General features: G+C 66.2%; 17 protein-coding genes and 2 pseudogenes. 6 read left to right on the top strand and 13 right to left on the bottom strand.

Features of this window, described 5'->3' with window-relative positions; genetic code table 11:
* Positions 1-19: 19 nt before the first annotated feature.
* The 3 genes from A5780_RS07170 to A5780_RS07160 all read right to left on the bottom strand — a co-directional run bounded on the left by A5780_RS07170 (position 20) and on the right by A5780_RS07160 (position 3435).
* The gene (locus A5780_RS07170) at positions 20-826 is read right to left on the bottom strand and encodes a succinate dehydrogenase iron-sulfur subunit (RefSeq protein WP_082976324.1); all 807 of its coding nucleotides are present in this window, start codon (positions 824-826) and stop codon (positions 20-22) included.
* A 216-nt stretch (positions 827-1042) separates the two neighbouring features.
* Positions 1043-3202: a transketolase gene (locus A5780_RS07165; RefSeq protein ID WP_231982874.1), complete on the bottom strand. Its 2160-nt coding sequence runs from the start codon at positions 3200-3202 to the stop codon at positions 1043-1045.
* Positions 3202-3435, bottom strand: a complete 234-nt coding sequence (locus A5780_RS07160; protein WP_156769397.1) for a hypothetical protein — start codon at positions 3433-3435, stop codon at positions 3202-3204. Before A5780_RS07160 ends, A5780_RS07165 begins: the two co-directional genes overlap by 1 nt.
* Positions 3436-3664: 229 nt before the next feature.
* Between A5780_RS07160 and A5780_RS07155 the strand changes: the two genes are divergently transcribed.
* A complete protein-coding gene (locus tag A5780_RS07155; protein WP_064902772.1) occupies positions 3665-3991 on the top strand; it encodes a cupin domain-containing protein in 327 nt (108 codons plus the stop codon).
* Positions 3992-4102: 111 nt separating this feature from the next.
* On the opposite strand, the gene A5780_RS07150 is transcribed toward A5780_RS07155, so the two are convergent.
* The 4 genes from A5780_RS07150 to A5780_RS07130 all read right to left on the bottom strand — a co-directional run bounded on the left by A5780_RS07150 (position 4103) and on the right by A5780_RS07130 (position 8890).
* On the bottom strand, positions 4103-4507 hold the full coding sequence (locus A5780_RS07150; protein ID WP_064908068.1) for a VOC family protein: 405 nt from the start codon (positions 4505-4507) through the stop codon (positions 4103-4105).
* A 785-nt stretch (positions 4508-5292) separates the two neighbouring features.
* Positions 5293-6873, bottom strand: a complete 1581-nt coding sequence (locus tag A5780_RS07145; RefSeq protein ID WP_064908067.1) for an adenylate/guanylate cyclase domain-containing protein — start codon at positions 6871-6873, stop codon at positions 5293-5295.
* A 263-nt stretch (positions 6874-7136) separates the two neighbouring features.
* Positions 7137-7475 carry a hypothetical protein gene (locus tag A5780_RS07140; protein ID WP_063013491.1) on the bottom strand — a complete coding sequence of 113 codons (339 nt, stop codon included), beginning with the start codon at positions 7473-7475 and terminating at the stop codon, positions 7137-7139.
* 1100 nt (positions 7476-8575) lie between these two features.
* Entirely contained in the window at positions 8576-8890 is a 315-nt protein-coding gene (locus A5780_RS07130; RefSeq protein WP_064908065.1) for a hypothetical protein, read from the bottom strand.
* A gap of 361 nt (positions 8891-9251) precedes the next feature.
* On the opposite strand from A5780_RS07130, the gene A5780_RS07125 reads away from it, so the two are divergent.
* Genes A5780_RS07125 through A5780_RS07115 form a run of 3 tightly spaced genes read left to right on the top strand, consistent with a single transcriptional unit; the run spans position 9252 to position 15498 of the window.
* A complete protein-coding gene (locus A5780_RS07125; protein WP_064908074.1) occupies positions 9252-10931 on the top strand; it encodes an NAD(P)-binding protein in 1680 nt (559 codons plus the stop codon).
* On the top strand, positions 10928-14500 hold the full coding sequence (nifJ, locus tag A5780_RS07120) for a pyruvate:ferredoxin (flavodoxin) oxidoreductase (RefSeq protein ID WP_064908064.1): 3573 nt from the start codon (positions 10928-10930) through the stop codon (positions 14498-14500). Before A5780_RS07125 ends, nifJ begins: the two co-directional genes overlap by 4 nt.
* The gene (locus tag A5780_RS07115; protein ID WP_064908063.1) at positions 14500-15498 is read left to right on the top strand and encodes a dihydroorotate dehydrogenase-like protein; all 999 of its coding nucleotides are present in this window, start codon (positions 14500-14502) and stop codon (positions 15496-15498) included. Before nifJ ends, A5780_RS07115 begins: the two co-directional genes overlap by 1 nt.
* 20 nt (positions 15499-15518) lie before the next feature.
* Here the strand turns inward: A5780_RS07115 and A5780_RS07110 are convergent, their stop codons facing one another.
* On the bottom strand, positions 15519-17255 hold the full coding sequence (locus A5780_RS07110; protein ID WP_064908062.1) for a molybdopterin-dependent oxidoreductase: 1737 nt from the start codon (positions 17253-17255) through the stop codon (positions 15519-15521).
* Positions 17256-18223: 968 nt separating this feature from the next.
* Between A5780_RS07110 and A5780_RS07105 the strand changes: the two genes are divergently transcribed.
* Complete coding sequence (locus tag A5780_RS07105) at positions 18224-19051, top strand: Gmad2 immunoglobulin-like domain-containing protein (protein WP_231982873.1); 828 nt, start codon at positions 18224-18226, stop codon at positions 19049-19051.
* 340 nt (positions 19052-19391) lie between these two features.
* On the opposite strand, the gene A5780_RS07100 is transcribed toward A5780_RS07105, so the two are convergent.
* The 5 genes and pseudogenes from A5780_RS07100 to A5780_RS07080 form a co-directional block, all read right to left on the bottom strand.
* Positions 19392-19589, bottom strand: a complete 198-nt coding sequence (locus A5780_RS07100; protein WP_030517066.1) for a hypothetical protein — start codon at positions 19587-19589, stop codon at positions 19392-19394.
* 578 nt (positions 19590-20167) lie between these two features.
* Positions 20168-20296 (bottom strand): annotated as a pseudogene (locus tag A5780_RS39815) (sodium:proton exchanger); the annotation flags it as partial.
* A 178-nt stretch (positions 20297-20474) separates the two neighbouring features.
* Positions 20475-21458, bottom strand: a complete 984-nt coding sequence (locus A5780_RS07090; RefSeq protein ID WP_063013493.1) for a nitronate monooxygenase — start codon at positions 21456-21458, stop codon at positions 20475-20477.
* A gap of 283 nt (positions 21459-21741) precedes the next feature.
* On the bottom strand, positions 21742-22647 hold the full coding sequence (locus A5780_RS07085) for a phosphatidylinositol mannoside acyltransferase (protein ID WP_064908059.1): 906 nt from the start codon (positions 22645-22647) through the stop codon (positions 21742-21744).
* 185 nt (positions 22648-22832) lie between these two features.
* On the bottom strand, positions 22833-23336 hold the full coding sequence (locus A5780_RS07080; protein WP_082976323.1) for a DUF5994 family protein: 504 nt from the start codon (positions 23334-23336) through the stop codon (positions 22833-22835).
* A 216-nt stretch (positions 23337-23552) separates the two neighbouring features.
* Between A5780_RS07080 and A5780_RS41730 the strand changes: the two are divergent.
* A pseudogene (locus A5780_RS41730) lies at positions 23553-23760 on the top strand (hypothetical protein); the annotation flags it as partial.

The following is a 23760-nucleotide window of genomic DNA, read 5'->3' as shown; positions in this document are numbered from 1 at the left end:
CGGTCGTTCGTAGTAGTTGTCAGCGGTTGAACATGAGTGCGCGCTTGACCTCGGTAATCGCCTTGGTCACCTGAATGCCGCGCGGACAGGCCTGCGTGCAGTTGAACGTGGTACGGCATCGCCACACGCCGTCGATCTCGTTGAGAATCTCGAGCCGTTCGGAGGCACCATTGTCGCGGCTGTCGAAGATGAACCGATGCGCGTTGACGAACGCGGCAGGTCCGTAATAGGTCTTCTCGGCCCAGTAGACCGGGCAGCTACTGGTGCAGCAGGCACACAGAATGCATTTGGTGGTGTCGTCGAAACGCGCCCGATCGGCCGGCGACTGCAACCGTTCGCGTTCGGGTTCGGGGCCGTAGGTGATCAGATAGGGCTTGATCTCGCGGTAGAGGTCGAAGAACGGTTCCATGTCGACGACCAGGTCTTTTTCCACGGGCAGGCTGCGCAGCGGTGCGATCGTGATCGTGGCCGGGGAGCCGTCGCGGTGCAGCAGATCTTTGAGCAGGATCTTGCAGGCCAGCCGGTTGATGCCGTTGATCTGCATGGCGTCGGAGCCGCAGATGCCGTGTGCGCAGGAACGGCGGAAGGTCAGGGTTCCGTCGAGGTAGCTCTTGATGTAGATGAGCAAGTTCAATATTCGGTCGGTCGGCAGTGCCGGCACCTGGAAACTCTCCCAGTACGAGCCGCGGTTGTCGTCGGGATTGAACCGGGCGATCTTGACGATCACCGGCACCGAGCCGTCGGGCACCGGCGCCGGCCTGGTGTGCGGTCGAGGTCCAGCGGAGACGGATGTGGTCGTGCCGGACTGTTCGGTGGCTTCTGTCATAGAACGTGTCACGCTCCTGTCGGCATTCGCGAAACGCAGATGAGACTGTTCAATGCGGTGTTCACAGCGTGTGCGACCCATGCGGAGGGCGGTGTACCCATCGTTGCCGGGGCGGCCGGCGCAGGCAAGGCCCGCGTTACGTCAGTGCGTGCATGGTGCCGTGATCGACGATCCCTGCCAGGATTGTTCGCGGCCGTGTTCGTCGCACGGTGCTGGTCATGGCTGTGCGGTGACCAGTCGGCGCGCGGCGGCGATGATGTGGCGCGCCGAGATGCCGGCGGCGTTCAATTGTTCGGCAGGGGTGCCGGAGCCGGGCAACTCGGTGACGGCCAGGTGCGCGCAGCGCGCCGGGATCTCGAGACGGGCCAACGCTGCCAGGACTGCGGCGCCGAGACCGCCTTGCGGGTAATGGTCTTCGACGACGACGAGCCGCCCACCGGTGTCATGTGCGGCTCGGGCGAGAGTGTCCGCGTCGAGGGGTTTGACGCTGTACAGGTCGATCACGCGGGCGCTGACGCCCTCACCGGTGAGGGCGTCGGCTGCATCCAGGCATTCGTGCACGGTGACGCCGGCACCGAGCAGCGCCACCACGTCGGCGTCACTGGCGCGCAGGATCTTGGCTCCGCCGACAGGGAAGCGTTCGTCGGTGTCGTACAGCACCGGGTAGGCGCCGCGGGTGGTGCGCAGATAACACACGCCGGAGATGTCGGCCATGGTGGCGACCAGACTGGTGGTGGCGACGGCGTCGGCCGGGTAGAGCACGGTCGAACCGTGCACCGCCTGCAGGGCGGCGAGGTCTTCCAGCCCCATCTGAGACGGGCCGTCGGGGCCGATCTCGGTGCCGGCGTGCGAGCCGCACAGGTTGATGTGGACACCGGAGACACCGGCCATGCGGATGAAGTCGTAGGCGCGAGACCAGAACGCGGCGAACGTGGACGCGTAGGGCACATAGCCGCGGGCGGCCACACCCACGGCGGCGGCGAGCAACTGTTGCTCGGCGATGAACATCTCGAAGAACTTCTCCGGATGCGCGTGCGCGAAGCGGTCCGCGCCGGTGGAGTTGCCGACCTCGGCGTCCAAGGCGACGATGTCGTCTCGCACACCGAGCGCGGCCAGCGCCTCACCATAGGCCACCCGGGTCGCGACCCGGGTTCCCCGCTCGTAGCGGGGCATCGGGATCGACGCCGCCACGGGCGTGGGGATCGGGTCTACGGGGGCCGGTGGCGGTGGGCTGACGCGTAGATCGCGCGGCCCGCCCAACGCGGCCACGGCGGCCTCGGCCGGCTCGGGCGGAAGTGGCCTGCCGTGCCAGCCGTTGCGGTCTTCGATCTCGGGAACACCCTTGCCTTTGACGGTCCTGGCGAGCACCACCGTCGGGGTGTCCGCGCCCCGGGCGGTGTGGAATGCCTGCTCGATCTGGGACAGGTCGTGGCCGTCGACGACGATCGCGCGGCACCCGAACGCTTCGACCCGACGCTGGTAGGTGTCGAGGTGCCATTGCAGTTCGGTGGGGCCGCGCTGGCCGAGCCGGTTGACATCCACGATCGCGGTCAGATTGCTCAACCGGTAGAACCCGGCTTTGTCCAGGGCTTCCCAGATCGATCCCTCGGTCATCTCGCTGTCGCCGCACAGCACCCACACGTGGTAGGGCAGCCGGTCCAGTCGCGCGCCGGCCAGCGCGATGCCCACACCGTAGGCCAGACCCTGCCCCAGCGAGCCGGTTGCCACGTCCACCCACGGCAGCACCGGGGTCGGATGGCCCTGCAATCGCGACCCGAAACGGCGGAACCCCTCCACCAGTTCGGAATCGCTGACCACGCCCGCGGCTTTGAACATGGCATACAGCAGCGGTGAGGCGTGGCCCTTGGAGAAGATCAGGTGATCGTTGCCGGGATGCTCGGGCCGGGCCCAGTCGTAACGGAGGTGGCGGGCCAGCAGCACGGCCATCAGATCCGCCGCCGACAGGCTGGAGGTGGGATGCCCGGAACCAGCGGCGGTGCTCGAGCGGATCGAGTCGACGCGCAGTTGCCGACTCAACTCGCCCAGCCACCGGAGTTGCTCAGAATCGAGCCCGGCGGCCGTCGTGGTGGTGCGATGTGGTGTCATTCTGCGGCGCAGCTCGACCGGGTAGTCGCCGTATGCCGCGGCGACTTCGTCGAGGTAGACCAGGGCCGGGAAGTCGATCACGGGTTGATGATCGGCCAGAAACCGGGCGGTGTGTTCGACGATGCGCTGCTCGTCGCCGGGTTCGAAGCCCAATTCGGCCAGGACGCCGGGGTCGACGACGAATTCGGATTCCACGCGGTCTCCGCCCTCGTCGATGCGGACGCGGTATTCGTGATCTATCACTGGTTCGACACTCAGGTGGGCGGGCATCAGTTCGACTTCCTCTCGGTGCGGCTCGACGAAGGGCCGTCGGATAGGTGAGTGGTACGGCCGGGGCGGTAGTAGCCGGGATCGTGCACGTCGATACTGTCGCGGCTGGTATTGCCCTGCAGGTAGTCCTTGTACAGCGGCGGCCGGTCGTACCGGTGGGCTTCGTTGCCGGCCAGGGGCACCGCACCCTCGAAACCCTTGTCGCGCAAGGCTTGCGCGGTTTGTACCGGCAAGACCGGCACCGACTATCACTACCTTGTCCGGAACCATCGCGGTCACCGTCTCGATCCGGTGAGACGCTCGGCAGGTCGGCGCGGTAGCGATGCATCGAGAACATGAGGGTGACGTCGATGTCGATGCCCCCGGTCGCAGAGCCGGTTACCGGGACCTGCCGGTCCGGGATCGGGTGGTGCGGGAAGATGACGAATCGAAGTGATGTCGGATGGGAGGCAAGGAGCGGTGATGGAGAAATTCTCGGTGGACGCGATGGCGCGTGAACTGTTGCAGCGAGCCGGTGCGGCCGCGGCGGGGCGCGCCGCGGACACCCTGTACGGCGGGCACGAGCATCGGCTGCGGCAGACCGTGGTCGCGTTGGTGGCCGGCGCCGAGCTGGCCGAGCACGACAATCCGGGCGAGGCGACGCTGCTGGTTCTGCGCGGGCGAGTCCGGCTGCGCAGCGCGGACACCTCATGGGAAGGACGCCATGGTGACCTGCTGGTGGTGCCGCGGGCCCGCCACAGCCTCGAGGCGATCGAGGACAGTGCAGTGCTGCTGACGGTCGCGAAATAGTCTGGCCGGCCGGGCCGTTCATCACGATCGGCACCGGGCCGAGTCGGGTCCCCGCGGTCGTCACCGGCTGGTGCACGCACCGATACGACGCCGGCGCCGGATTCGCTGGTCTCACCGGAACCGGTCATCGATCACCTCGCGGGGAAGCTGCTGGGGGGTCGGGTGGGTGATCAGCATGCGGATGCCATCCGGGTCGACACCGTCGACGAAGGTGATTCCGTTGCGGGTGTGGGTGTAGGTGCTCTTGTAGTGCTCACGCAGGCGACCCTCGATCCGATGTAATTCGGCCTCGCTGTCGGCCGACCAGACGATCTGCTCGACACCGATACCACCGACCGGTAGCGCGCCGTGATGCCGGCTCACACAGAGGTACAGCTGGAAACCGGAGGGTGTCAGGAGCAGCGCGGCGTCTGGTTCCCGCAGTGCTTGCGAGCATTCGAACACCTCGCGGTAGAAGCGTATCGAACGATCCAGGTCCGATACCCGCATGACATACGACGTCACGTTTGTGGCCATATGAACCCACCTTCACTCTTCCTGCCTCGGGTGTCCGACCCGTCGGGCAGTGCACGAATCGGCCGATCCCGCATCATGATTCGGTGCATCGGCGTGTCCGGGCAGCCCTGCGGCCGAGTTCGGCGGCGAGCGATCCCGCGGCTCCTGTGACGGATGTAGCCGTCGTGGCCACCGTTGCCTGCCGGGACGCGTGCGACGGTGACGGGCGCTGCAGACAACGGTGGATCCCCTCTCGGTCGACATCCTCGACGGGCATGGTGGTGACGTACCCCGGCCGTCGAACGATCGCACCTGTCGGTGCATCGTTGCCGCGGCGCTGAGCGAGACGCCGAGGTGACGGGAACCGGATCCGCTGCCGACGAGGTGCGCCGAGTGATCCGGCGGGGTGCGCCACCGCACCTTAGTTTATACAAACTTTGGATGTATAAATAGAGCCAGTCTTGGGCCGGTGTTATTGACGACCTGCTCGAGTGGTGGGGCAGGAGACCGGGACGGCTCGACTTGATGGCATCGAACGCTGGCTGTTCGACAAGGGCGTACCCGGGAAAGGAGCTGACGCCCGATCCCGAGCGATGACTGCCAGTCGACTCGTGTGTGAATGTGGTTGGCGCCGGGCAACACTGACAGCTACCAGATTGTCAACGAAGCGTTTTGTCGAATGATCGCCACATGCGAACGGGCCGAGGCGCTTTCGGATCAGCAGGGCTGGAACGGGTAGCACGGGTGCGGCGGCGCGGCCGTCGTCGTCGGCTGGACTCGTTGTGGTGCCACCGCCGGCGCGGTGGTCACTTGCCCGGGGGTGCCGGTGCTGGTCGCTGAATAGGGCGGGCCAGGCGGGTCGGGGTGAGCCGGCCTCTCAGGGTCACCGATTCGCCGAGTTGCCAGTGTTCGGCTTCGGTGGGGGCGGACGCGGCAACCGTCTTATCCGAGGTGAGGAGCAGGGAGTCGCGTTTTGCCAGTTCACAGAGGCGGGCGGCTTCGTTGACAGCGTCGCCGATCACCGTGAATTCGTAGCGCTGCCGAGCGCCGACATTGCCTGCGACAACACGGCCCTCGGCGATTCCGATCGCAGCGACGAAATCCGCGGCGTCGGTATCGAGTCTGGCGTGGATCGCGCGGCCGCACGCCAATGCGGCGCCCGCTGCGTCGGGAAGCGTTGCAGGCGTGCCGAATACGGCCAGCGCCGCGTCTCCTTCGAACTTGTTGAGCAAGCCGCCGTGGCGCTCCACCTCGTCCACCACCACACTGAAGAAGCGATTGAGAATCGCGACCATCTCGGGTGCGGGCAGGGACGCGGCCATGGTCGTGGATCCGACGATATCGATGAACAGTGCGGCCGCCTCGACTTCGACGCCGCCGAGCGCGGCCGTGCCTGTCAGCGCGGCGTTGGCGACCTCGCGCCCTACGTGCCTGCCGAACAGGTCCCGGATCTGCTCGCGTTCGCGCAAACCGCCGACCATATTGTTGAAACCGCTCTGCAGTTCGCCCAGTTCGGTGCCGTCGTAGACCGCGAGTTCCAGATCGAACTCGCCCTTCTCCACCTCGCGCATCGCTCGGCGCACACCACTGATCGGGGCGACGGTCGCGGCCAGCGTCTGTGTCATCAGCAGCAAGCCGATCAGCAGGGTCGCACCGCCCAGCGAAAGCACGCACACTGCCAACCGGGCCGTGCTCACATCGTCGCTGCACAAAGCGAGCACCGCGAGCACCATCAGGCCCGCCACCGGGAGACCCGAACCGACCATCCACATCAACAACGATCGCCCGACGACGCCGATTCCGCGGCGGGAACGCGACTTCCGTGCCGAGAGCACTCGCGAGGTCACCGGTCGCAACGCGAATTCGATGATCAGATAGGTACTCGCGCACACCACAACCGCGCTGAAGGTGATCCCGAACGCGACCTTGGCGATCAGCCCGGGGTCGGCGAGTCCGGCGAGCAGCGTGAGCACAGCCACACCGCCGAACCACAGCACCGCCTGGATCCGCACCAGTCGCCGCGGCACTGCTGCGGCGGCGGCCTGTTGCCGTTCGGTGGGCACCACATCCGGGTCGAGGGCCCAGCCCAGCGCGCCCAAACCGCGCACAGTGCCCCACCAGACGCCGATCAACACGGCGACCACGGCATATACCGGGGCGGCGACGGCATCGACCAAGACGATCTTCTCAGCGAAGACGGAAGGTCCGGGGAGGACGAAACCGATCAACGTGATCGAGACGAATACACCGGCCAGGTTGGCCAGCACGATCGGCACCGTCAACAGCAATTGCACGCGCAGCCGCCGAGTTCCCGCGGCTTCGTCCTCGCGTCCCAGCAGCCGCGACCCCCAAGGCGCCGCCTCGAGTGGGGTATTGCTGCGCGGCATACTCGGCCCGCCCTTTCTGGATCTACGTCGTACCGAGGGCCGGGTCGCCCGAAACACACATACTATGTCTCCGGCTCGCCTTGTCGCGCTTTGCGGAGCAGGCCAGGCCGGTCGCCGCACGACGCATCTGCGTGGACGAGAAAAGCCTCACCATGTGGCGAATGCAGGGAGTCACGCGCAGGTCGCTACCCAGTGGCGCAGGTGTCCGCGTGTACATGGCGGCCACGTCGACGCAGAAGTGCAGGCGGCGGCGAACCGATCGTTCAAGCGGGAAGAGTGTCGCCGGGGAACCCGTGGCACGGGTGTACCTCGTAGTGCATCATTCCGGCTTGCACGCACGGGTCCTCGGCGAGGATCGCGGTGGCCTCTCCGGCAGGGACGGTCATGATCGCGACGCCTGCGATGGTGTCGGAGGCGACCGGGCACAGGACGGCGATCACGCCATCGGATCGAAGCGAGACCATGCGGCGCTGGTGTTCTAGTTCGATTGCGTTCGCGCCGTCCATGTTTCGGTTCGGTCCCCAGTGCAGCACGGACAGGCTGTAGGGTTTCGCGGTCGCGGCCAGCGCTTGAATCTGTTCGTCGGTCACGGTCGTGTTCAATGCTGTCTCCTCAGGTCGGCCGTGCTTTGCCTCCGCGACGATAACTGCCTCGGGATCATCGGGCAGCGGATCGAGTGCCGCGGTGGCAGTCGGCCAGGATCGCGTCGTGGATGAACTGCGACAGTCCCGGGGCCATGTTGTCGTAGTTGAGGCCGAGCCGGACAATTTCGTGCGGCCTACCACGGACACCTTCTACGGTTCCCCCAGTTCGAGCCACTGCCATTTCATGCGACCTCGCACAAGGCGCTCGGAGCCGGTGAATCCGCTGACAGTAACCTCTCCGATACCGACTGTAACGAGCAAGTAACGGTCAATGTCTACTCTGACGCGGAAGATATCGCCAAGGGTAAAGCGAATAGGTACATAAAATGCATCGTTCCCGCAGCGTACATCGCACGTGCTGATGACCGGGCCCCAACAAAACCGATTTGTCGCAGGAAAAGATGTCTGAACCTTGGTCATTCAATTCAGAGGACATGCATCTCCGTATCTGGCTGGGCGACATGGCCTTCGATTACATTGCCTCTTCTGTGGCGGTAGCCAATCTGATCAGCGACTGGCGTCGGAGGCCCTGGTACGCAATCGAACTGATCCGGATCGGCTACGACAATCCGCAACTGCCACGGTTGCCCTGCGCTCGATTGTTCCAAGGGCCATGAGAACGGGACACCTGGCAGTGGTGTCGAGGTGTCGGACATGTCGGCCTTTCGTGTCAAGGGATTTCGCTGGTAGCTGCCACCTCGCTGGGCACGGTCGTTGATATCGGCTCGATCGACGTCGGATGCGTTGATGGAGTTGAGGAATCCGGGTGCGTCTCCGGTTGTTGCATCGATCTCGCCCTGGACCCATGGGTCGGGGCGTGGATCGGCGTGTGCCGCAGCGGTTGTCGTGACGAGTGCGGTGCCGATGGTGATCGCGGCGAGCAGTGACGATGCGGTGATGCGGGCGGTCCTGCAGATCGGCCATCGATCCGAAGTGGTATGGCGTTCGGGCGAGTCCGGAAGGCGCGACGGCGAGCATCGTCAGAGCCGTGGCGAAACCCGGTCCACTACAGAAGCGAATCCCGTTGAATAACGGAACAATACTACCGGTGATGCCTGCTAGGACACCCGCTCGATCCCGGTGGCCTGCTTCGAGACCTTCTGATCAGCGGGTTGGCGCCAGGGGTGTAGTCGGGGCAGCCAGGCAGGGACGGCGGTGCGGTAGCGCTCGTGTTGCGCGCCGTAGCGTGCGGTGAGCCTCGGCTGTTCGTAGGCGAGTACCGGCCGGAATCCGCGGAGATATCCGGGCCGCGCTCGCCGCCTCGCTGGAGCAGGCACGCGGTGACCGGTGACTCCTCGGTGGACCAGCGCCACGACCGCGACGACGCCCAGCACCGTCCACGCCAGGGTCAGCACGACAGCCAGAGCGAACATGCGGTAACCCCACGCAGAGGTGAGTCCGTGCAGCCTCGCCCGCCGGTGTGGCGGCTGCGATCGCAGATGCCAAGTCTCGGTGGGGTTTCGCCGCTGCGTCTCCGCGGATCGAGCACACAAGTCGTGACCTGTCTCGAATCCAAGGTTTAGAGACATCCGGCATGAGCCGCGCCGTCGTCTGGTCCTCGAACGCCTCGATGAGTTCGAGTCCCCATTGAAGAAGGTGACGATCATCGGTATCGGCCGCACCGCCGAAGCTGCCGTGGCCCAGCTCGCATCGAGCGATCGACTCGGTATCCGCCTCCGCGTTTCCATCGCTGGAAGTCGGCTGCGCCACGCCCGGCGGGCTTATCGTGGAATCATGTCTGCCGACAAAAGTAGTGGCAGGAGGGCCGACCAGAAGTTGGTGCGGCCGCGGGAGGAGCTCACACCTCTGCCGGATCTATCGCATGGTGGCCCTCGCGCCGGGCCGGTACGCCAGCGCCGTCCGGTCTATGTGGATCTGTTGCCTCCGTGCAATGCCCGGTGCCCGGCCGGGGAGAACATCCAGGCGTGGCTGGCGGACGCGAAGGCAGGCCGGAACGAACAGGCCTGGCGGCAGCTTGTCGCCGACAATCCGTTTGCCGCCATCCATGGCCGGGTCTGCTATCACCCGTGTGAATCGGTCTGCAACCGCGCAAATCTCGACAGTGCGGTATCGATCCACGCGGTGGAGCGGTTCCTCGGGGACCTCGCGCGGGAGCAGGGTTGGACGTTCGCGCCGCCGCCCTCCCGGAGCGGCAAACGTGTGCTCGTGATCGGCGCAGGGCCGAGCGGGCTATCGGCCGCGTACCACCTGGCTCGCCTCGGTCACGACGTCGAGATCCGCGACGCCGGAACCGAACCCGGCGGAATGATGCGCTACGGCATCCCGAACTACCGGCTACCTCGCGACGTACTCGCGGCCGAGGTGAGCCGAATTGCGGCACTCGGAGTGCAGCTGACCTGCAACCATCGGGTCGAGGACCTCGCCGCTGAACGGGAGGAGGGCCGTTTCGACGCGGTGTTCGTCGCGATCGGCGCCCATCTGGCCAAACGGGTCGACATCCCGGTCCGCGACGCCGGCACGATGGTCGACGCGGTGTCGTTCCTGCGCAGCGTCGCTTCCGGCGACACGCCTTCGGTCGGGCGTCACGTTGCCGTCTACGGCGGCGGCAACACCGCGATGGACGCGGCCCGCGTGGCCCGCCGCCTCGGCGCTGAGGACACCGTCATCGTCTATCGCCGAACCCGCGAGCGGATGCCCGCCCACCAGGAGGAAGCCGAGGACGCCGAACGCGAGGGCGTGCGCATCAACTGGCTGCGCACGATCACCGCCTTCGACGGCCCCGAACTGCAGGTGGAGATCATGGAACTCGACGAAGCGGGCCGTCCGCGGCCGACCGGTAGATTCGAGACCCTTGCCGCGGACACTCTGATCATGGCGCTGGGCCAGGAGACCGAGTCGGCGTTCATGCGCACGCTGCCGGGCGTAGAGTTCGAGCGCGACGGCAGCGTACGCGTCAGCGATTCGCTGATGACCGGCTGCCCCGGCGTGTTCGCCGGCGGCGACATGGTGCCCAGCGAGCGCACCGTGACCGTCGGGGTGGGGCACGGGAAGAAGGCGGCTCACCACATCGACGCCTGGCTGCGTGGCGTCTCGGGAGCGCAACCTCCTCCCAAACATCCGATGGCGACATTCGACCAGCTACACCTGTGGTACTTCGCCGACGCCGACCGGCGCCGGCAGCCCGAACTTGCTCCGGCACAGCGCACCGCCGGGTTCGAGGAGGTCGTAGCGGGCCTGTCGGCCCGAGAAGCGACCTTCGAGGCCGGCCGGTGCCTGTCGTGCGGCAACTGCTTCGAATGCGACGGCTGTCTCGGAGCTTGCCCGGAGGATGCGATCATCAAACTGGGAGCGGGCCACGGCTACCAGTACGACTACGACAAGTGCACCGGCTGTGCAGAGTGCTTCGAGCAGTGCCCGGTCCACGCCATCGACATGTTTCCGGAGCCGACATGACGCGCGCGACAGTGGACGGTAACGAGGCCGCCGTCTCGGTTGCCTACCGGCTCAACGAGGTGTGCTGTATCTACCCGATCACCCCGTCGTCGCCGATGGCCGAGCTGGCCGACGAATGGTCCAGTCAGCATCGCCCGAACCTGTGGGGCACCGTGCCGACCGTGGTGGAGATGCAGAGCGAGGGCGGTGCCGCCGGCGCGCTGCACGGCGCTCTGCAGAGCGGTGCGCTGGCCACTACCTTCACGGCGTCGCAGGGCTTGCTGTTGATGGTCCCGAACATGTACAAGATCGCGGGCGAGCTGACGTCGGCGGTGATGCACGTCGCGGCGCGATCCTTGGCCACGCAGGGCTTGTCGATCTTCGGCGACCACTCGGACGTGATGGCCGTACGCCAAACCGGGTTCGCGTTACTCGCGTCGGCCTCGGTGCAGGAGGCGCAGGATTTGGCGCTGATCGCGCAGGGTGCCACTCTTCGGACACGGGTGCCGTTCGTCCACTTCTTCGACGGGTTCCGGACCTCCCACGAACTCAACACGATCGAGACACTGTCCGACGACGACCTGCGAGCGCTGGTGCCCGAGGAGCTGGTCCGGGCGCATCGCGGACGGGGGCTGTCCCCGGAACGCCCGTTCATACGCGGCACCGCACAGAACCCGGACGTGTACTTCCAGGCACGCGAGACGGTCAACCCGTTCTACGCCCGTGTCCCCGCGGTGGTCGAAGACCTCATGGACCGCCTCGGCGCGCGCACGGGCAGAAAGATGAGCATCGTCGAGTACGTCGGCCATCCGGAGGCGGAACGGGTACTGGTGCTGATGGGCTCCGGCGCGCAGACCGCAGCCGAAACCGTTGCCGCTCTCACCGAGCGCGGCGAGCGGGTCGGCACGGTGCAGGTACGGCTGTACCGGCCGTTTCCCGGCAGGGCATTCCTCGATGCGCTGCCGGCGACGGTGCGCACGATCGGCGTGCTGGATCGCACCAAGGAACCTGGATCGATCGGCGAGCCGCTGTATCTCGACGTCGTCGCCGCACTCGCCGAGGCACACACCGACGGTGAGCGGGCCGTCATGCCGAGGGTGTCCGGCGGACGCTACGGCCTGTCGTCGAAGGAGTTCACCCCCGCCATGGTCGCCGGCGTGTTCGACGAACTCGCCCGTGAGCGGCCCCGCCGCCGCTTCACCATCGGCATCGACGACGACGTGTCGGACACCAGCGTCGCCTACGACCCGTCCTTCGACATCGAGCCCCCCGACACCGTGCGCGCGATCTTCTACGGCCTCGGTTCCGACGGCACCGTCGGAGCCAACAAGAACACGATCAAGATCCTCGGCGCTGAGGAGCACCTGCACGTGCAGGGCTACTTCGTCTACGACTCGAAGAAATCGGGTTCGCAGACAGTCTCACACCTACGCTTCGGATCGCAGCCCATCCGGGCGCCCTACCTGGTAGCGCGAGCGAACCTCATCGGCTGCCATCAGTTCCGATTTCTGGACAAGGTCGATGTACTGGGCCCTGCCGCCCCGGGAGCGACCCTGCTGCTGAACTGCAGACATCAACCGGACAAGGTCTGGGACGCGCTGCCTCGCCGGGTTCAGGAACAGATCCTCACCAAGCAGATAACGCTGTACGCAGTCGACGCGGGCCGCATCGCCCAACAGGTCGGACTCGCCGGGCGGATCAATATCGTCCTACAGACGTGCTTCTTCGCCATCTCGGATGCAATGCCGCGCGAGCGGGCAGTCGCCCGAATCAAGAAGTCGGTGGAGAAGACCTACGGCAACCGCGGAGCCGACGTGCTGCGCCGCGAACTGGCCGCCGTGGACCGAGCGCTGGAAGGGCTGCACCGGATCGAGGTACCCGACCTCGTCACCGCCACGCGAGAGCCGGCGCCTGTCGTGTCCGAGGATGCGCCCGAGTTCGTCCGTACGGTCACCGCGGAGATGATGGCCGGGCGCGGCGATGCCTTACCGGTCAGCGCACTGCCGGTGGACGGGACCTACCCGAGCGGCACAACGGCCTACGAGAAACGCAACGTCTCCGAACTCGTCGCAGTGTGGGACCCCGACACCTGCATCCAGTGCGGCAACTGTAGTTTCGTCTGCCCCCACAGCGTGATCCGCTCGAAGTTCTACGACGAGTCACGGTTGGCAGGCGCCCCCGAGCAGTTCGGCTCCGCGCCACTGGGCGCTGTCGGTCTCCCGGGAGCCCGCTTCTCCCTACAGGTGTACACCGAGGACTGCACGGGGTGCGGTCTGTGCGTCGAAGCCTGCCCCGTCGTTGTTCCGGGCGCCACTGGCACCAAGGCGATCAACCTCGGCCCCCGCGAACCCCGGGTGGCCACCGAACGCGAGAACATCGCCTTCTTCGAAACCATCCCGACGGCCGACCGGGCACGGGTGGATTTCGGCACCGTTCGCGGGGCCCAGTTCCTCGAGCCGCTGTTCGAGTTCCCCGGGGCGTGCGCGGGTTGCGGGGAGACGCCGTATCTCAAACTGCTGTCCCAACTTTTCGGCGACCGTCTGATGATCGCCAATGCGACAGGATGCTCATCGATCTACGGCGGCAACCTGCCCACCACCCCGTGGACGACCGACGTGGACGGACGCGGCCCTGCCTGGTCCAACTCGCTGTTCGAGGACAACGCCGAATTCGGGTTCGGCTTCCGGCTGGCCACCGACGGGCACGTCCAACTGGCCCGGCTGCGCCTCACCGGATTGCGGGAGGCGGTCGGCGCCGAACTCGTCGACGACATCCTGACCGCGTCGCAGTTGCGTGAATCGGAGCTGCGTGCCCAGCGGGAACGGGTGGCCGAACTCGAGACTCGGCTCGCTCGGCTCGATCCCGCCGAGACGGCCGACCTACTCAGCGTGGTCGACCACCTGATCCGGCGCAGCGTGTGGATCGTCGGCGGCGACGGCTGGGCCTACGACATCGGTTCCGGTGGACTCGACCATGTCTTGGCCAGCGGGCGCAACGTCAACGTGCTGGTACTGGACACCGAGGTCTACTCCAACACCGGCGGACAGATGTCGAAGGCAACGCCACTGGGCGCGGTCGCGAAGTTCGCCGCCGCCGGCAAGACGTTGCCGATGAAGGATCTCGCGCTGCAAGCGATCGCCTATGGCAGCGTCTACGTCGCCAGGGTCGCCATGGGGGCCGACCCGCAACAGACGCTGCAGGCGTTCCGTGAAGCCGAGGCGTACAACGGACCGTCGATCGTGATCGCCTACAGCCAGTGCATCGCCCACGGCATCGACATGCGCCACGGAATGGACCAGCAGTACCGCGCGGTCGCCAGCGGGCACTGGCCACTGATCCGTTACAACCCCATGTTGCGTGCTGCCGGCGAGAATCCGTTCCTGCTCGATTCGCACCGGCCGAGGATCCCCCTCGGCGACTACCGCAACCAGGAACTGCGGTACCGCTCGTTGGCGAATTCCGACCCGGCCGAATACGACCGCCTCCTCGGGCTGGCCGAGGAGGCGATCCTTCAGCGCTGGAAGCGATACGAGGACATGGCATCTCGGGGCCCGCAACACTTCACCGCCGACGCCCGCAAGGATCGCTGATGGAACTGTCCACACGCTACCTAGGGCTGACACTGGCCAATCCGCTGGTGGCGGCGGCGTCCCCGCTCTCACAGACCGTCGACGGAGTCCGCCGCCTGGCCGCTGCGGGCGTCGGTGCGGTGGTGCTCCATTCGATGTTCGAAGAGCAACTGATCCGCGAAGCGGAGCACGACACGCGACTGACCGAGCACGATTCCCAGAGCTATGCCGAGTCCTTGTCCTACTTCCCAGAGGCAGCCCTCGAGAACCACGGGCCCCGCCGCTATCTGAGCCTGCTCGAACGCGCCGCGGCGGCGGTCCCGGTGCCGGTGATCGGCAGCCTCAACGGCGTCAACCTGGGAAACTGGGCGGGCTTCGCCCGTTCGATGCAGGACGCCGGGGCGGCCGCGATAGAGCTCAACATCTACTACCTGCCCGGCGATCCACACACCTGTGGCAGAGAAGTCGAACAGCGCCACCTCGACATCCTCGCCCGGGTAAAGGACGCCGTAACCGTGCCGGTGGCAGTAAAGCTGAGCCCACACTTCAGTTCAACCGGCGAGATGGCGCTGCGCCTCGACACGGCCGGCGCCGACGGGCTGGTGCTGTTCAACCGGTTCCTGCAACCAGACATCGACCCCGAAACCCTCAGTGTGGCGCCGGCGGTCACTCTCTCCACCCGCGCGGAGTCGCGTGTGCCGCTGACATGGATCGCCCTGCTGCGCGGGCGGGTGCGCGGGTCGCTCGCCGGCACCACCGGCGTCGAGGACGCCACCGACCTGATCAAGTACCTGCTGGCCGGGGCCGACGTCGTCCAGTCCGCCTCCGCGCTGCTGCGCCACGGACCCGACTACGCCGACGTTCTGCTCAACGGGCTCCGGGAATGGATGCGGCGCAAGGGCTACGCCGAAGTCGACGAGGTTCGAGGGGTGCTCAGGGTACCGGTGGGCGAAAACGAGACCGCACGCGAACGCCGGGACTACGTCAGCGCCCTGCGCGAGGCCAACAGCGGCTGGTAACGCCAGCCGACCGCTACGTCTCAGATGGACTGGCGGTAGCCGAAGAATTCGTGGTCCTCGTTGTATCCTCCGTGGCCGCCACCGATTTCGGTGAAGTCGGCGACGAATTCGATGCCCTGTATCCATTTCACCTGTTTGAATCCGAGCTGAGTTTCGTTGCGTAGTCGTAGCGGAGCGCCGTGCCCGTATGTGAGCGGCGCGTCGTTCATGTCGTAGGCCAGCATCGTCAGGTGGTAGCTCATCTGCTCGATCGGGTGCGCGTCGTAGTAGCGTCCCTTCTCGGGGCCCTCGGCGAGCGAGTAGAACACAGCCCATTTTGCGTCCGGATGTGGTTGGGCGAGTTCCATGATGGATCGCATCGACACACCACCCCATTTGGCGACCCCGGACCAGCCTTGGATACAGAAGTGCTGTGTGATCTGTTCGTGGTGCGGCATGGCGCGCAGTTGGTCGAGACTCAGTTCTACGGGATTGTTCACCAGGCCGTGTATCCGCAGTCGGTAATCGGTGAACCTGCTGTCGAACAGCGCGCGATATTCCGGGGTATCGGGATAGTGCCCGTTGTGCCAGAAGTAGGGGGAGATGTCGCGCTCGGTGTATTCACCCGGTTTCGAATCGAGATGTTCGAACAGCCGTTGTGCCGGACCGATCAGTGCGTACCCTATCCGCTGAACGAGGCGGGGGTGCCGGATTGTCAGTGGCGTGGCAGCGACCCAACCCACGACCGCCACCACCATGGACAGAGTGAACAGGGTGAAACCGAGCCAGGATGTGTCGTCGCGCCCCGCGTAGATGTGGTTGAGGTTGCGCAGTGCACCGGTGGTGAAAACCAGGGACACGTGAACGACGATGAACAGCAGGAACCAAACCAGCACGAGGAAATGCAGCGAGCGTGCGAGTTGGATGCTGAACGGCCTGCTGATCCACCGGAACCGGGTCGACAGCGCGGGCGACATTCCCAGGCCGGTGATCAACGCGGCGGGGGCGGCGACGAAGATCGTGAGGAAGTAGGCGATCTGCTGGAGCCCGTTGTAGGCAACCCAGCCCGTTTCGCTCGGCCAGCGCAGCGACAAGTACTGAATCAGCACCGACAGCGCGTTGGGGAACACGTCCCAGCTGGTCGGTACGACCTTGCGCCACTGGCCGCTGGTGAACAGAAAAATGTAGAAGACGGCTCCGTTGAGGAGCCACAGCGTGTCGATGCCGAGATGCCACCACCTCGCCAGTCCGATGGAGTGACGGAGGCCGGGGAGCCCTATCTGCTGGGGAAGGCTGACGGAGTCCTGCTTGGCGGTCCATAGCGGATCAGCCGGTACCGGATTCTGGAAACGAAACCAGTCCTTGCCGGGCGTGCAGTGGCGGGTCCAGTACAGACGCGGATGATCGGTCAGGATCTGAATTCCGGACCGGATGATGAAGATCATCAAGAAGAGATTGAAGAAGTGCTGCCAGCGCAACCACGTCGGCATGCCGCTTGTCTGCTCCGGGTGAGCGACGGTCGTTCCCGGATGGCGGGCGATGAATTGCTGGACCGAGCTCAGGTCCCGCAGTCCCTGCGCGATCGCGATGGCAGCCACCAGCACGACGAGGCCGATCGGCAAGAGCCAGAGAAGGTTGAACCATTTGTCCCGCCCGACGCGAATCCGCGGTGCCACTCCACGCACCTGAGGTATCGTTCCGGCGAATGTTGTTGGATCGATGGCGTTCTCGCCGCTGGTAAGGTCAGAACGCCACTTCGCGACAACCTCCGGGGACATACGTGGTGACTCGTTCGGGTGGGGTGTCGCTTTCTCGCTAGTTCCCATCTGCTCCACCTACGGGTAGCTGGTACACGGAAACGACTCTCGACTCGACCGTAGGCCAGACACCACGCGTGGATCAACAACCGGCGCAGTCGGCAGATGACGCTGTCCGGTGACTGCGGGATGATGTGCGCGGGACCTGAGGGCGACGCTGTTCCATCAGGGGCGAGGGGGTGCGTTCTGCGCAGGACTACCGGGGCAGAGATTTGCACGGCAGGTGACGACCGCGTCACCTGGCTGCGCGCCAGGTGAGCGACGACTGAGATCCGTTGACTGCCAACAGCTTTCTAGCTGGATCCATCCACCGCGCCGATCGAGGTGCCCGAGGTGTGTACAGAATTGCATTCGAACCTCCTCGACAATTGTGGTTTCGCGTCAGATGATCATCCGGACCGAGTGGGCGTCAACGGATGCCGCCTGGGGCGTGAGCGCATCCGACGACATTGCGAATCGCCTCCGCGGTCGCTTCCGTCTTGTCCCCTGGTATCGCCTGGCGGGCGCTGCGCCACGCGCACAGCCAGGCGGACAGCGCCCCTGAAGCTGTCACCGAGGCGCGGCGGGCGGCCGTAGCTGCCGAGCAGTCAGCGCAGGAAACCACGCGCGCCAACGCCCTTGCCGTCGAGGCGAATCGGATCGCGCGCGGATATATGCGCATTTACTGGTTGGCGGTGTGGCGCGCGTCGCCCGATGAGGTAGCCGGGCGGTGCGAGGCGTCATGTCCGTCGCAGCGGGTCCGATGTCCCGGGCCGACGACGGCCGCGGTGCCTCGTGCCCAAAGACTCACGGCGAGTGGCCCATCCGCCCTTTCCGAGGTGTGTCGGGGCGGCGCACAGTGAGGTTTGCCGCCTCGGTGTGGCCGAGGCGGGTGAGTCCTGTCGCTACGCGGAGTCACCCGGGGGTGAATCGATCGGAGGGTAAGGGCTATGGCAACGAATAGGGCGCCGTCGCAACGTTTAACAGTTGTGATGGTGGTGGCCGCGGTGGCGGTCGTGCTGGCCGCGGTGGCGTTGTATTTCTCACTGACGCGTGACGGCGGGGATGACGCTGCGGCGTCGGGAAGTTCGACCGCGGCTACGCCGGTCGTGCCGGGTCTTCCTCCCGAGACCGCATCATCCTCGCCGGAGAGCACGCCGGGTTCGCCGACGACCGGGTTCGCCTATCAGCCGCTGTGGCCGTTCGCCGGCGTCGAAGATGCGGCGGCGTGGCAGCGGGCCTACCGCGAGGGCGGGCACCAGCCGTGGCGGCTCGACGCCGCCACGATTGCGGTGATGTTCACCCAGCAGTATCTCGGTTATCGGAATGTCGACAAGGCGGTGACAACCGACGTGCGGGGCGAACAGGCATGGGTGAGTGTTGGTTTCGACAATCCGGGCGGTCGTCCGGCGGTCGCGGCTGTCCTGCACCTGGCCCGCATCGGCGCGGGCGGCGACGCGCCGTGGGAGGTGGTCGGCAGTGAGGACAGCACACTCACCGTCACCGGCCCGGCGTACGGCTCGACGGTGCGGTCGCCGGTCGTCGCGAGCGGACGTATCACAGGGGTGGACGAGAGTCTGCGCGTGCAACTGCGTCGCGTCGACGCCGCGCGACCGGTGGGCGAGGTCACCGGGATCGCCGCCGGCGGCACCGACAGCCCCTGGCAGGCAACGGTTCCGTTCACCGCGGCCTGCCCCGGCACCCTGACGCTCGCGGTCTCCACCGGCGGCCACATCGCCGAAGTGGAACGCTTCGCCGTTACCGGGGTGCGGTGCTGACCGGACCGGAGTTCTCCCCGCGCGGACATACGTCACCGGTCCGTCGTGGGCTCGGCAGCAGGGCAGCGCCTACGAGCCGACAACTGCCGGCCGATGCTCCGGCAGCACGGTGGCCAGGTAGGTGCCGCTGACCCCGCCCCTGCAACGCACGAGATACGCCACAATCCGGTCGGCGTCGCCGGGATGTCACTGCGCGCGCTCGTCGGTTTCGGCGGCCGATCGCTGCCACGCTGATCATGGTCCGCGGCGCAGGGCGCTCGACGTACCGACGCAGACAGGCGAGAACCGGCTGGAACAGTGTTCGATGTCGTTGCAGGTCTGTGGGCGCAGCTCTGCTCAGTTATGTCCGCAGGTAGCTGGCTGCCAGCGACCAGAACATTGCTCGATTCAGTTGGCGGAAGTCCCACCCTTCGACCAGGGAGTGCAGGTTCGCCACCAGCGCCGGTACATCGAAATCGTCGCGATGCGCGGTCCCTGCGTGTTCCAACTGCCTGATCACGTATTCGGTCGCTGTTTTCGCTGTGGCGCTGCTGTCCATCACCATTCCGTCTCACTACCCGGGGGCCGCCGTCGGCCGTGGCGCACGCATACCCGGCGACGGAGACCGCAAACAGTCCGATGTGGGCACGGGCGAGCGTGCCTGGCGAAAGCTGTCACTGAGGCAGAACGCAAAAAGGCAAATGTGGTCGTGATCACCGAAGAGTTTTCGGTATCCACTGCGGCGAGCCCCGATGCCGGGCGTATCCCGGAGGGCACCGACCCGGCCGGTCGGGCAGATGCCGGGACCTGTTGGGGTGAGAGGCTGATCGCGGCGGTTGCCGACGACCGGGGAGATTCAAGGGCAGCAGCGCGGATTCGGACCAGTCCCGTGCCCTGCCCGGCGGGGCGCATAACCCCGCTACGGGTCACATCATCATCGGCATGTTCGGGAACATACGGTTCCACCAGTCGCGGAACATATCCATGAGTTGATTCATCATCATTGCTGTTCATCTCCCTTCATCAGCGATGTGCTCGGCATACCCCCGTACGCACACGTTGCACGTCGTACTTGCGTTCAACGCGGGATCAGTTCGTGCTGGATGTGCCGGGCAGTTGGACGTGTTCGGGTTCGGTGTACTGGATGTAGGCGGGGTCGTGGCCGGCGGTCCAGGCATAGTAGAGGTCGACCGCGTATTCGGGTAGGCCCGCGATCAACGCCGAAACAGCGATGGCCGGCCCGCCGGAGACGTCGATCTGGTGCGCGGACTCGAAGCCGACACGGTCCACACCGGCCCGCCCGAGCTCCGTGTGTCGACTACCGCTGCCCGCGTCGGCGAGTCGGCGCAGGCACAGTCGACTCGGCGGGCTCCCTAACTCACCTGGCCGCTTTGCGAACCGGCACCCAGACGGACCCAATCGCCGGCCTCCTCGCCGAACTGGTTCAAACCGCCAACTCGGCCACCGCCTGTTTCGCCGAAATCACCTCGGTGATGCGGAGCGCGGAGTCACCCGCATACAACGCGGCCTGATCCGCGCACGCTGCCGGCGCATCCTCGGTCGGCACCATGGGACTGAACAACGGCAGCCGTGGGCGTTGCAGGCGTAATATCGCGCCGTTCAGCCTCTCCGGTGTTACCCGCGCCAAAGGGCCACTCCAGGCATTGATCAGCGCAGGCACCCGCCGCGCTGCACCGTCCTGACCGCACCACCGCGCAGTCACGTTGTTCGGCACCACGCGATGGCGTGCGGGCCACCCGAGCCCGAACACCGTGGTCTCCAGAGTCGTCCGCGCCTCCAGCACCCGGCGCCGGTATTCGGGGTGAGCGCCGGACTCGTGGGTCAGCAAGAACCGAGTGCCCGCAACGACCGCTACCGCGCCGGCGGACAACGCCGCGGCTGTGTCCACGGCGGCGGCAATCCCTCCGGCGAGCAACACCGGCTTGTCGTGGGCAATCGCAACGGCGCGCGGGAGGAATTCGAGTGCCGGAACGGTCCCCACCAGATGGCCCCCTGCCTCTCGGCCCTGGGCGATCAAAGCATCGACACCCCACCCGACGGCAGCGCGGGTTTGCTCCTCGGTGCCGACCATCGTCAGTACGAAGATCCCGGCATCGTGAAGCTCACGCACCAACGCGCGATCGCCACCGAAAGCCATCACGACCGCGTCGACTCTCGAGTCCAGACAGGCCCGGACGTGATGGCGACGCGCGAACGGCATCAGCAGATTCACCACCACAGCCCGCTCGGGAGCCTCTTCACGCACCCGGCTGATCGCGGCGCGCAGTTCGACTGGGGGCATCATGCCGATGGTCCCGAGCCCTCCAGCCGCCGCAACCGCGGCAGCGAGGCGCCCGCGTGCAATTCCTCCACCCATACCGGCCTGCACGACAGGCACATCCAGGCGGAGCCGATCCAGAAGATCCACAGGCCCGACTCTATGTGCACGTGACCGCCGGCGTGCGCTGCACCCGAGTCACAAAGTGAGGTCGCCTACGCTGCATCGAAACATCGGTCTGTGCGCTGGCCATGGCCTTCCGCGTGTACCGCGACTTCTTCAGCGGCGCAAAGGAATCGGCGGAGACGGCGCCGCAGGCGCGTCCAGGCCACGACTCGGTCGAAGGTAGCGAGTCTCGGCGCGTTCACTCAGCCGGGGTGGCGGGCGAGTGCCTGTAGCCAGTGCAAAGTCGGTGTCGATGCGATGGCGCGGATCAGCGGTGCGCATTGCTGCGCGCCTGCGCGCGGATGAGCTGGTCGGCGGTCCACAGCGGTTGCAGCATGTGCCAGTCGGCGGGGTGGGCGGCGATTCCGGCGGCGAACCGGTCGGCCAGAGCCTGAGTGGTCTGCTGCGCTCCGCCGGTGGTGGCGATCGGTGCGCCGACGTGAAATCCCCAGCCGGACGGAGTGAACCAGCAATGTACCGGCAGCAGCGGTGCGCCGGTGTCGATCGCCAGCCGGGCTGGACCGGCGGGCATGCGCGCCGGCTCGCCGAAGAAGGTGACCGGCACTCCGGCACCGGTCAAATCGCGTTCACCGAGCAGCCCGACTGTCCGTCCCTGTCGCAGCCGCGTGGCCAGCAGGTCGAACGGTGGGGCTGTGCCACCGGTGAGCGGGACGATCTCGAAACCCAGACGTTCACGGAACCGGACGAAGCGCCGGAACAGCGATTCCGGCCGCAGTCGCTCGGCGACGACGGTGGGGGAACCTATCCGTTGCACCAGCCAGATCCCTGCCACGTCCCAGTTGCCGCTGTGCGGCAACGCCAGCACCGCGCCGTGTCCGCGGGCGAGCGCCTCGTGGATATGTTCGAGTCCGGTGGCTGCGGAGTCGACGGTCTCGGCCAGGCGCATCGGATCCATCGAGGGCAACCGGAAGGTTTCGCACCAATAGCGTGCGTAGGAGCGCATGCTCGCGCGCACGAGGTCGTCCGGCACCTCCGAGGGGGTAGTGCCCAGCACTCTGGCCAGGTTGCGCCGTAGCTGAACCGGACCACCGTCTCTGGTCGCGCGATCGGCCGCGAGACCGAACAGGCCCAGCGCCCACTGCTGCGGCAGGGCGCGCACCAACTGCCAACCGGCCGCGTAGCCGAGATCGAGTGCGCGATCCTTCCAGGTCAACGCTGGTCCTCGGAGCTCCATCGGCGCTCCGCCTCCGCTCGTGTGGTGCGATCTCGTCGTTCTCCGGAACTGATCATCAGCCGTTCGTCCATGGTGGGTCGCCGGTGGCGGGATGCGGCGTTCCTTGCGGGTCATAGCGACGTTCTGCCTCAGAGGTGTATCAGCCGCGTCCCGGTGTCCATGATCTACTCCTGCTGCAGGGTGAAGGCGTCCGCCATCGCGGAGTGGGCGGTACGGCTGTCGGTGGATGGAAGGATCACGCGTCGCACCGTGACGGCGGAATTGGAGCCGACGACGTACATCGTGTTCCGCAACCGGAACCGGTACGGCTCGAGGCTGATCGAATGTTCTGCCACTGTCACCTGCCGTGGCGGTGGGGACCAGCTGCCCGGAACGTAGACGATCCGATCGACCCGGCCCAGCCGAGTTGTCAAGGCCGCCAACAGTTCTGGAAGCTCGGTAGCGAGATCGGTAGACCTGGGCCACCACGCGCCGTCGATGTAGTCCGAATGGCGGTCTTCCGGCTTCAGCCGCATTGGCGGTGGATGCTGGGTGGCCGCACGTTCGCGAAGTCGGTTCGAGGGTTGAGCCGGGGCGTTCGAGGTGGGTTCGGGCAAGGGGTCGAGATAGTGCCGGTTCGCTTCCGGGAAGGCCTTGGTCTTGTGCGCGAATGTGTGAGCGATTGCCATCGTGGCCGGTCCTTTGCTCGTCGAGATGGAGCGTGGCGGCCGAAATAATCGGCACTCGACCTGTGCCCGATTCCGCATCGACGGCTCGGGACGCTGTGGTCGGTGCTGACAGATATGCGGTCTCTCCAGTAGACGCCCATGTAGAGGTAATGTCAACACTGTAGGTCTACACTGCATGGCTACAGTGTTGTCCCGGCAGTGAGTGGAGGCTGCGCCATGGATGAATCGTCACCGGACCGCCCCGGTTTCGCGGACATTGCCGACGCTGGTCGTGCCGCGAACGGTCGGGGGGTCGGCCAGGTTACGCGGGCCGGCGTGCTGGCGGCCGCACTGGCGATTGTCGATAGCGACGGCGTCGAGGGGTTATCGATGCGCCGTTTGGCCGACGTGGTGGGCCGGGACCCGATGGTGATCTACCGGCATG

The organism is Nocardia sp. 852002-20019_SCH5090214 (assembly GCF_001665865.1).
In the GTDB taxonomy this organism is placed as follows: Bacteria; Actinomycetota; Actinomycetes; order Mycobacteriales; family Mycobacteriaceae; genus Nocardia; species Nocardia nova.
The sequence above is the reverse complement of the archived record's forward strand: the minus strand, read 5'-3'. Positions and strand labels throughout refer to the sequence as shown.